Below are 9,931 nucleotides of genomic sequence, written 5' to 3'. Positions count from 1 at the left end.
CGCCCGTTTTCGTTTTCATTTCGGCAGACTTCGTTTATGAGAAGCCAGATTTCCGGCTTCACATGAAGGGCCCCATGACAAAGCTCGAAAACCCCGTATTGATGGCAACGATCGGCGGTGCACAAGGCATCCGCGGGGAAGTGCGCGCCAAGGCTTATACGGCCGACCCGACGGCACTCGGCGACTATGGTCATCTTCACAGCATGGATGGACGAACCTTCGAGATCCTCGAGGTCCGCGAGATGAAGAATGTCGTTGTGGTCCGCTTCCGCGGCATCAACGACCGCAATGCGGCCGAGGCGCTCAACGGCCTGGAGCTTTACATCGAGCGCGACAACCTGCCGGATGACGAGCTGGAGGAAGACGAATTCTTCTATGCCGACCTCGAGGGGCTGGAGGCACTGGACGAAAAGGGCGTCAGCTACGGCAACATTACCGGCGTTTTCGACTTCGGTGCAGGCGACCTGCTGGAGCTCAAGGGGCCGGGCAAGCGACCTGTGCTCATTCCCTTCTCCGAAGCGTCGGTTCTCGAAATCGATCTCGAAGGCGGCACGATCCTGATCGACCCGCTAGCGGCAGGACTTATCGACGATCCGCAGGAAATCTCCAAGCTCGCCTCCGGCAAGCCGAAGAAAAAGAAGTAACGCCATGGGTTTCCGGGCAACCGTCCTGACACTCTACCCGGAAATGTTTCCGGGGCATCTGAGCTGTTCGCTCGCCGGCAAGGCGATGGAGCGTGGGCAATGGTCGCTGGATGCCGTGCAGATCCGGGATTTTGCCACCGATAAACACCGGACCGTCGACGACACACCCGCAGGCGGCGGCGCCGGCATGGTGCTGAAGCCGGACGTGCTGGCATGTGCGATCGACAGCATCTCCGAAAACGATACTCGCCCGCGGCTTTTGATGAGCCCGCGCGGCAAGCCGCTGACGCAGGAACGCGTGCGCGAGCTTGCTTCGGGCGACGGCGTGATCATCATCTGCGGCCGCTTCGAAGGTGTCGATCAGCGGGTGATCGATGCACGGGAGCTCGAAGAGGTTTCGATCGGCGATTACGTGCTTTCAGGAGGCGAACCCGCCGCCCTGATCGTTCTCGACGCAATCGTGCGCATACTGCCGGGGGTCATGGGCAATGATCTCTCGGGCCTGCATGAAAGTTTCGAGGGCGGGTTGCTGGAGCACCCGCACTATACCCGGCCGCAGGAATGGGAGGGCCGCGAAATTCCAGCGATCCTCACCTCCGGCAATCACGGCGCCATCGAAAAATGGCGGCATGAACAGGCGGTTGCGTTGACAAAGGAAAGGCGGCCGGACCTGCTGAAGGACTGAAAAGCCAGAGAATCGGTGCCTCCGCCTCATAAAAATGCCGTCCGAGGGATGACAAGCCCCGGGCTTTCGTGTAGTAGCGCACGCGGAAATGGGGTTATCCCCGTCTGCCAGTAAACAAAGAATGGCGAATCCGCTCCCGCCCGCGAAGGGCAAAATCCCGAGGCGAGTCCAAAGGATCATGTATCGAGCGCTCTGGCTGTTTCAGAAGAAATAAAGGTTAAGACGATGAACATCATTCAGCAGCTCGAGGCCGAACAGGCCGCCAAGATCGAAGCGAAGCGCACGCTTCCGGAATTCTCCCCGGGCGACACCGTCCGCGTCAACGTCAAGGTCACAGAAGGCACCCGTACGCGCGTGCAGGCCTATGAAGGCGTCTGCATCGCCCGCTCTGGCGGTGGCCTGCAGGAGAACTTCACGGTCCGCAAAATCTCCTACGGCGAAGGCGTCGAGCGCGTATTCCCGGTTTACTCGCCGATGATCGAAAGCGTCGACGTCGTTCGCCGCGGTAAGGTCCGTCGCGCCAAGCTCTATTACCTGCGCGATCGTCGCGGCAAGTCCGCCCGTATCGTTGAAGACACCGGCGTTCGTGCCCGCAAGCTCAACGACGCCGAGCGCGCCGCTGTTGCCGAGGAAAAGGCACGCATCGAAGCCGAGAAGGTTGCAGCAGCTCAGGCTCTCGCAGCCGAAAAGGCAGCAGCCGAAGCCGCGGAAGCCAAGGCAGCAGCTGAAGCCGCGGAAGCTAAGGCAGCAGCTGAAGCTGCAGCCGCTGCAGAGCCTACGGCAGAATAAGTTCTACCAACGCAAAATTCTCTGTATGAAAAGGCGGTCTTTGGGCCGCCTTTTCTGTTTTCGGCCTGCGGCGTCGGGGCCAATGCTCTTGCCATCCGCTTCGCAACTATGACAATTTCCCCTAGCCATATTGATTGGAGATTTCTGATGCCGATCCGTCGCACCATTCTTGCAAGCCTCGCCGCTCTCGTTCTTTCGCCGTTGGGGGCCCTTGGTGCCAGTTTGCCGGATCTTGGCGGCAAGACGGTGGTCGTCGTCACAGAGAATGCCTACCCGCCGCTGCAATTCGTCGATCCCAAATCCGGCAAGCAGGTCGGCTGGGAATATGATGCGATGAACGAGATCGCCAAGCGGCTGAACTTCAAGGTCGAGTATCAGAACACGAGCTGGGACGCGATGATCCAGGCCGTCTCCGACGATCAGTACAGTATCGGCATGACCGGCATCACCATCAAGGACGACCGCAAGCAGAAAGTGGATTTCTCTGATCCCTATATGCGCTCGCAGCAATTCATGCTGGTCCGGGCCGATGAGAGCCGCTTCACGGACGCGAAGACCTTCGGTGAGTTCAAGGACGGCCTCGTAGGTGCACAGCCGGGCACCTCGCCTTTCTACACGGCCGTCTATGAGATCCTTGACGGCAACGAGCAGAACCCGCGCATCAAGCTCTTCGAAACCTTCGGCGCCACCGTACAGGCGCTGAAGGCCGGCGACGTCGATGTCGTGCTGACCGACAGCGTTGCCGCGAAAGGCTATGTCGATGCCTCGAGCAGCACGCTCAAGGTTATCGGCGGCCCGCTCGGCACCGAGGATTTCGGCTTCATCTTCCCGAAGGGCTCCGATCTCGTTGCCCCCGTCAACGCCGCGATCGCCGCATTGAAGGCCGACGGCACGCTCGACGCGCTGAACAAGCAGTGGTTCCTCGACTACAAGATGGGCGAATGATGCAGGTCAGCCGCTGATGGCACTGCAGCCTTCTCCTGCCGGAACTCTCAAGGGCGACTATCCCTGGTGGCTGGTCGCCCTTGCCACGATCGGCGCCATCCTTGCGATCGTCATCGTCACCAACGGCGTCTATGCGCAGGTGTTCCGCACCGTCGTCAACGGGGTATGGGTCACCGTCTTCGTGACGCTGGTCGCCTTTGCGCTGGCGACATTGCTTGGCCTCGGCATCGCTCTTCTCGGGCTTTCGGATAGCGTCGCGCTACGCCAAGTATCCCGCTTCTATATCGAGATCGTCCGTGGCATCCCAATGCTCGTGCTGCTCTTTTATGTGGCTTTTGTCGGCGCTCCGGGCATTGTCGCCGCGTATAATTTCCTGATCACGCCATTTGTGAAAGCCGGATTGGCGGAACCGATCCTGGTACGCGACCTCTCGTTGATGTGGCGTGCGATCATCGCTCTGATGATCGGATATTCGTCTTTTATCGCAGAGATTTTCCGCGCCGGAATTCAATCGCTCGACCATGGGCAGATCGAAGCGGCCAAGGCGCTTGGCCTATCACGCTACCACCGCTTCCGGCTGGTCGTCTTTCCGCAGGCGGTCCGCGTCATCTTTCCGCCGCTCTCCAACGACTTCGTTTCGATGGTGAAGGACAGCTCCCTCGTTTCCGTGCTCGGTGTTTCCGACATCACGCAGATGGGCAAGGTCTATGCCTCCGGCTCCTTCCGCTTCTTTGAGACCTATTCAATCGTCACCTATATCTATCTGATCCTGACGATTGGCTTGTCGCTCGCGCTGCGGCAGGTCGAGCAGCGGATGCGCAAGGCTCACAGCCGGTAACACTGCATGATTCGAATTGCCGTTTCCGAGAAAAATCGCTATATGCAGGCCCATGGAATCCAAGTTCAGATGCATTGGCGCGCATGTTTTCGTGCTGCAGGATCATTATCGCCTGCCGGCACGTTTCTTTGCGACCGTCTCCGGCGCGCTCAGCAGCCGACTTCGCTGATCGAATGACGGCCGGCCGGCCTTGCCGCCAATTCCTTCCCATTGCATCCAAAACGGACTGAAAAGCCATGAGCGCACCGCGTACCCTCTATGACAAAATCTGGGACGACCATCTGGTCGACGAACAGGCAGACGGCACCTGTCTTCTCTACATCGACCGCCATCTGGTCCACGAAGTGACCTCGCCGCAAGCGTTCGAAGGCTTGCGCATGACCGGCCGCACGGTTCGCGCCCCGGAAAAGACGCTCGCCGTCGTCGACCACAACGTTCCGACCTCGCCCGATCGCCATCTCGGCATCAAGAACGAGGAAAGCCGTATCCAGGTCGAGCAGCTGGCCAAGAACGCCGCCGAGTTCAAGGTCGAGTACTACTCCGAGAACGACAAGCGCCAAGGCATCGTGCACATCATCGGGCCGGAACAGGGCTTCACCCTGCCGGGCATGACGATCGTTTGCGGCGATAGCCACACGTCCACCCACGGCGCCTTCGGCTCGCTCGCCCACGGCATCGGCACGTCTGAAGTCGAACACGTCCTGGCGACGCAGACGCTGATCCAGAAGAAGGCGAAGAACATGCTGGTGCAGGTCGATGGCCAGCTTCCGGCAGGCGTCACCGCCAAGGACATCGTGCTGGCCATCATCGGCGAAATCGGCACCGCCGGCGGTACGGGTTACGTCATCGAATATGCCGGCGAAGCGATCCGCGCACTGTCGATGGAAGGCCGCATGACGATCTGCAACATGTCGATCGAAGGCGGCGCCCGCGCCGGCCTGATTGCGCCCGACGAGACGACCTTCGAGTATATCAAGGGCAAGCCGCGTGCGCCGAAGGGCGAGGCGCTGGAACAGGCGATTGCCTACTGGAAGACGCTGAAGTCGGACGAAGGCGCACATTTCGACCGCGTCGTGAAGCTCAACGCTGCCGAGCTGCCGCCGATCGTTTCCTGGGGCTCCTCGCCGGAGGATGTCGTCTCGGTGCAGGGCGTCGTTCCTAACCCGGACGAGATCCGGGACGAAACGAAGCGTGCCTCCAAGTGGCGCGCGCTTGATTACATGGGCCTGAAGCCAGGCACGCCGATGACCGAGATCAACATCGACCGCGTCTTCATCGGCTCCTGCACCAACGGCCGTATCGAAGACTTGCGCGCCGTTGCCAAGGTCGTTGAAGGCAAGACCGTTGCTTCGACCGTCAACGCCATGATTGTTCCCGGCTCCGGCCTCGTGAAGGAACAGGCGGAAGCCGAGGGCCTCGACAAGATCTTCAAGGCGGCCGGCTTCGACTGGCGCGAGCCCGGCTGTTCCATGTGCCTCGCCATGAACGACGACCGCTTGAAGCCGGGCGAGCGCTGCGCCTCGACGTCCAACCGCAACTTCGAAGGCCGCCAGGGCTTCAAGGGCCGCACGCACCTCGTCTCCCCGGCTATGGCCGCCGCCGCTGCGATCGCAGGCCATTTCGTCGATATCCGCGAGTGGAACTGACGACCATGCCTCCCCTTCGATTAGAAGGGGAGGCATGCCGTCTCCAGAAGACAAGATGCGCATTCGGTGAGACAATAGTTTCCTGCCCTTTCAGGTGAGCAGCATGAATGCGCCAAACAAGCCTTCGCCGAAGTACCTTCGCCTTTTTCTTCTGCGTCACGCAAAATCCGCCTGGCCGGCCGATATCGCGGATCATGACCGCCCGCTAGCAAAGCGCGGGCGAAAGGCTGCACCCTTGATCGGCGCCTATATGGCGCGTGAAAAGCTCTTTCCCGACCTCGTCCTGGTATCAACCGCTCAGCGCGCGCAGGGAACATGGAAGCGTGTCGCGAAAAAACTTTCCGCTTCGATTGCTGAACGCGACGTGCCGGACTTATACGAAGCCCCGGCGGGGCGGATTGCCGGCATCCTCCAGAAGGTTGAATCGTCGGCCCGGACAGTCATGCTCGTCGGACACAATCCCGGTTTTCAGGACCTCGCGAACAATCTCGTCGGCAATGGCGATCCAGACGCTTGCGCGCGCCTGAAGGACAAATTCCCCACTGCCGGCTTGGCAATCATTGCGTTTGAGGCGAACCGTTGGGCGGATATATCGCCAGGAAGCGGACGCCTCGAACGCTTCGTGACGCCGCGTGAACTCAGGTGAGCAACCATCTCCTCCTCGCCGCAAAGGTGGAGAGGAGGAGATAGAAGGTCTCTTGATCAGAACGTTGCCGTATAGGGTTCCGGCCCCATGCGGGCATTCCTGTCGTCGAGCTTGGCAATCGCCGCCATGTCCTCGGCATCGAGCTTGAAATCGAAGACCTGGAAGTTTTCCTCGATACGCGACGGCGTTACCGACTTGGGGATCACGACAAGACCGGTATCGATGTGCCAGCGGATGATGACCTGCGCCGGCGTCTTACCATGCTTCTTGGCGATCTCACCGACAACCGGATTTGCAATGAACTTGCCCTGACCGAGCGGGCTCCAGGATTCAGTGACGATATTCAGTTTCCGGTGCGCGTCCTGCGCGGCCTTCTGCTGAAAATCCGGGTGCAGCTCGATCTGGTTGATGACCGGAACCACGCCGGTATCGCCGATGATGTGATCCAGATGATCCGGATAGAAGTTGGAGACGCCGATCGATCGAGCGCGGCCTTCTGCCCTGACCTTGACGAAAGCCTTCCAGGTTTCGCGATAGAGGCCGCGGTGCGGCGACGGCCAGTGGATCAGGTAAAGATCGACATATTCGGTGCCGAGCTTCTTCAGACTGCCCTCGAAGGCGCGCATGGTGCTGTCGTAACCCTGATCCGTGTTGCGAAGCTTGGTGGTGATGAAAACATCCTTACGATCGAGGCCGGAGGAACGCACACCCTCGCCGACACCCTCTTCGTTGTCGTAGCCGGAAGCCGTATCGATATGGCGGTAGCCGGCTTCGAGGGCCTTGCGGACCGTCGGCGCCGCGATATCCTGTGGCGTCTGCCATACGCCGAGGCCGACCTGGGGAATGGAATGTCCGTCATGGAAAGTGATGATGGGTTGATTGGCCACAATATATCTCCGGAAGTTTGAAGAATTGGAGGGGGATAAAATTGAATCCGCAAGCGGATTTCCCGGCAGCCTGAGTGCCGGTCAAACGGATATAGGAGACGGCGTACGAATTATCACCCCTGACGCCTCAGAGAACGCGTATCGTTGTCCCCTTGCGCATATGCGGCAGAAGCCGGCGCATGTCGCGTGGATGGACGGCGATGCAACCGGCCGTCGGCTCATAGCCCGGCCTGATGAGATGGAAGAAGATTGCCGATCCCCGATTGCGGGTGCGGGATGTGATATTCCAATCCATGACGACACATATATCGTAGAGTCCATCCTTGCGCTTCAACTCCTCGTGGCTTGGACGGAACGGCGCCCTGACGAGGCGATTGTAGTTCGGATCGCCGGGTTGGTCGCACCAGAGCATGTCCTGCCGGATGCGGCGGATCGTGAGCGGTGTTTCGAGGCGGCTCGGATGCTCGCCGCGGCGGAAGCCGTAAAGCAGCTTCAACGAAGCAATCGGCGTTGCACCGTCGCCCTCGCGCTTCAAGATGGTGCGGCCGGAGCGGCCGATTGCAGCGGGAACGACGAGAGGACCGCATTGAACCAGTGCACGGCTCTGCCTGCCGGGCGCCGGACGCACAATAATGGTGGATGGTGCGGTTCTTCGGGTTCGCCTTTTTTTCTCCATCTTTCTCACATGTTCTTGTTTTGCTTGTGAGTTCAATTGAAATCACATCGGCCCCAGCTGGGCAACAGCACGTCTTCTGGTCTTTGCCAACGATTGAATATGTCGTAGGACTTGATTGGACGGAATTGAGGAACAGAACCGCATGACCGCACGCACCATTCTACTGGTGGATGATGATAGCGACCTCCGCGAAACACTCACGGAGCAGCTTGCGCTCTATGAGGAATTCACGGTTTTGCAAGAGGCAACAGCCGGCAAAGGCGTACAGGTTGCGCGCAGCACGCCTATCGACCTTCTCATCATGGATGTGGGACTGCCGGACATGGATGGGCGCGAAGCCGTGAAGATTCTGCGCAAGGGCGGTTTCAAGGCGCCGATCATCATGCTGACCGGGCACGACACGGATTCAGATACCATCCTTGGTTTGGAAGCCGGCGCCAACGATTATGTCACCAAGCCATTCCGCTTTGCAGTGCTTCTGGCGCGCATCCGCGTTCAGCTTCGGCAGCATGAACAGAGCGAGGACGCGACCTTCACGGTCGGTCCCTATCTCTTCAAGCCGAGCCAAAAGCTGCTCACCGCCGAGAACGGCCAGAAGATCCGTCTCACGGAGAAGGAAGCGGCGATTATCCGCTACCTCTATCGCGCAGAGCAGAAGGTCGTTACCCGCGACGTGCTTCTTGAGGAAGTATGGGGTTACAATTCCGGCGTGACGACCCATACGCTTGAAACACACGTCTACCGCCTGCGCCAGAAGATCGAGCGCGATCCCTCGAACGCCGAAATCCTCGTGACGGAAAACGGCGGCTACAAAATCATACCGTAGGGCAAAGAGCCGGATGGCGCTGACAGACGATATCAACTTGCTTTCGCAGCAGCAGCTCTTCAGAGGCATGTCTGCCGATCAGCTGCGGTTGATCGCCTTCGGCGCCGACCGGCGTTTGATTTCCACCGGACAGATGCTCTTCCGCGAGGGATCGCCCGCCGAAAGCGCTTACGTGGTTGCCGGCGGTGCGCTGGAGCTCAGCACGGCCGACCCCGATGGCCATCCCAAGGTCAAGCACATCGCCGGTCCCGGCACATTGCTCTCCGAACTCGCGCTGGTAACGCTGGTGGAGCGCAAATTCACGGCCGTGGCTCGAGAGGATTCCAGCGTCATCCGCATCACGCGGGCGCTCTTCCACAGGCTGATCGAGGAATATCCGGACGCAGCCCGGATCATAGAGAGCCGCATTCGCGACAACATCGCGGAATTGGCGGCGCGGGCGACTGCGCAGCTTCACCGCTTTTCGTAGATCTCAGAGATTAAAATGCGCGGTCACCGGCACGTGGTCGGACGGGCGGTCCCATCCGCGAGCTTCCTTCAGGATGTCGATGCGCTGCAACAACGGACCGAGGTCCGATGACGACCAGATATGATCGAGGCGGCGGCCGCGATCGGCGGCTTCCCAGTCCTTGGCGCGGTAGCTCCACCAAGTATAGAGCTTCTCACTCGCCGGCACCTGCTGACGCATGAGATCGAGCCAGGCTCCGCGCTTCATCGCCTCCAGCAGCCCCTCGGTTTCGACCGGCGTATGGCTGACGATCTTCAGCAGCTGCTTGTGCGACCAGACGTCGTGCTCGAGCGGCGCAATGTTCAGGTCACCGACGAGGATGGCCGAGGTATTCGCTTCGCCGTTAGCCTTCAGCAGCTTCATTTCCTCTACGAAATCCAGCTTATGGGCAAACTTCGGATTGACGGCCGGGTCCGGCTCGTCACCGCCGGCGGGCACATAGAAGTTGTGCAGCCTGACGCGGCGCCCTTCCCGCTCAAAGATCGCGGAGATATGGCGGGCATGGCCGACATTGCCGTAGTCCAGGTGATGATCCTCACGGAGCGGGATGCGCGATGCAATAGCAACGCCGTGATAGCCTTTCTGGCCATGCACGATGATGTGCTCATAACCCATGGCGCGAAGCGGAGCCGCTGGAAAGAGCTCGTTCGGAACCTTGGTTTCCTGCAAGCAGAGGATATCCGGCCTGTGCTTGAGCACGAACTGCTCAACGATCGGCATGCGCAGGCGCACCGAATTGATGTTCCAGGTGGTAATCGAGAAGCTCATGCCATTGCCTTTAAAAAGAGATGGAAAAGGCCTTAGAGCAAAGGCACGTCGGATGGAACGTCCGCAAACGAAA

General features: G+C 59.8%; 12 protein-coding genes. 9 read left to right on the top strand and 3 right to left on the bottom strand.

Annotation, left to right across the window (positions count from 1 at the left end):
• Window positions 1–74: 74 nt before the first annotated feature.
• From rimM to BN1800_RS26805, 7 genes are all read left to right on the top strand, one after another.
• The gene (rimM, locus tag BN1800_RS26840) at window positions 75–644 is read left to right on the top strand and encodes a ribosome maturation factor RimM (protein ID WP_027511774.1); all 570 of its coding nucleotides are present in this window, start codon (window positions 75–77) and stop codon (window positions 642–644) included.
• Window positions 645–648: 4 nt separating this feature from the next.
• Entirely contained in the window at window positions 649–1,329 is a 681-nt protein-coding gene (gene trmD / locus BN1800_RS26835; protein ID WP_027511775.1) for a tRNA (guanosine(37)-N1)-methyltransferase TrmD, read from the top strand.
• A gap of 225 nt (window positions 1,330–1,554) precedes the next feature.
• Complete coding sequence (gene rplS / locus BN1800_RS26830) at window positions 1,555–2,118, top strand: 50S ribosomal protein L19 (protein ID WP_027511776.1); 564 nt, start codon at window positions 1,555–1,557, stop codon at window positions 2,116–2,118.
• A 147-nt stretch (window positions 2,119–2,265) separates the two neighbouring features.
• Window positions 2,266–3,063 (top strand): basic amino acid ABC transporter substrate-binding protein, encoded by a 798-nt coding sequence (locus BN1800_RS26825; protein WP_087001866.1) that lies wholly within the window; start codon window positions 2,266–2,268, stop codon window positions 3,061–3,063.
• Between the two features lie 16 nt (window positions 3,064–3,079).
• Window positions 3,080–3,901 carry an amino acid ABC transporter permease gene (locus BN1800_RS26820; RefSeq protein WP_087001865.1) on the top strand — a complete coding sequence of 274 codons (822 nt, stop codon included), beginning with the start codon at window positions 3,080–3,082 and terminating at the stop codon, window positions 3,899–3,901.
• Between the two features lie 236 nt (window positions 3,902–4,137).
• Window positions 4,138–5,547 carry a 3-isopropylmalate dehydratase large subunit gene (leuC, locus tag BN1800_RS26810; protein WP_027511779.1) on the top strand — a complete coding sequence of 470 codons (1,410 nt, stop codon included), beginning with the start codon at window positions 4,138–4,140 and terminating at the stop codon, window positions 5,545–5,547.
• 103 nt (window positions 5,548–5,650) lie between these two features.
• Complete coding sequence (locus tag BN1800_RS26805) at window positions 5,651–6,193, top strand: SixA phosphatase family protein (RefSeq protein WP_087001863.1); 543 nt, start codon at window positions 5,651–5,653, stop codon at window positions 6,191–6,193.
• A gap of 56 nt (window positions 6,194–6,249) precedes the next feature.
• Here BN1800_RS26805 and BN1800_RS26800 read toward each other — a convergent pair whose 3' ends face one another.
• Both BN1800_RS26800 and BN1800_RS26795 read right to left on the bottom strand, forming a co-directional pair.
• Complete coding sequence (locus BN1800_RS26800; RefSeq protein WP_087001862.1) at window positions 6,250–7,080, bottom strand: aldo/keto reductase; 831 nt, start codon at window positions 7,078–7,080, stop codon at window positions 6,250–6,252.
• A 127-nt stretch (window positions 7,081–7,207) separates the two neighbouring features.
• Complete coding sequence (locus BN1800_RS26795) at window positions 7,208–7,756, bottom strand: L,D-transpeptidase family protein (protein ID WP_087001861.1); 549 nt, start codon at window positions 7,754–7,756, stop codon at window positions 7,208–7,210.
• Between the two features lie 142 nt (window positions 7,757–7,898).
• On the opposite strand from BN1800_RS26795, the gene BN1800_RS26790 reads away from it, so the two are divergent.
• Window positions 7,899–8,582 carry a response regulator transcription factor gene (locus tag BN1800_RS26790; protein WP_087001860.1) on the top strand — a complete coding sequence of 228 codons (684 nt, stop codon included), beginning with the start codon at window positions 7,899–7,901 and terminating at the stop codon, window positions 8,580–8,582.
• A 13-nt stretch (window positions 8,583–8,595) separates the two neighbouring features.
• Complete coding sequence (locus BN1800_RS26785; protein WP_027511784.1) at window positions 8,596–9,051, top strand: cyclic nucleotide-binding domain-containing protein; 456 nt, start codon at window positions 8,596–8,598, stop codon at window positions 9,049–9,051.
• Window positions 9,052–9,054: 3 nt separating this feature from the next.
• Here BN1800_RS26785 and BN1800_RS26780 read toward each other — a convergent pair whose 3' ends face one another.
• Complete coding sequence (locus BN1800_RS26780) at window positions 9,055–9,858, bottom strand: exodeoxyribonuclease III (RefSeq protein WP_087001859.1); 804 nt, start codon at window positions 9,856–9,858, stop codon at window positions 9,055–9,057.
• Window positions 9,859–9,931: the final 73 nt, after the last annotated feature.

The sequence above is a fragment of the Rhizobium sullae genome, assembly GCF_900169785.1.
GTDB classification, from domain to species: Bacteria; Pseudomonadota; Alphaproteobacteria; order Rhizobiales; family Rhizobiaceae; genus Rhizobium; species Rhizobium sullae.
Note: the sequence above shows the minus strand (reverse complement) of the source record. Positions and strands in the feature narration are given on the sequence as shown.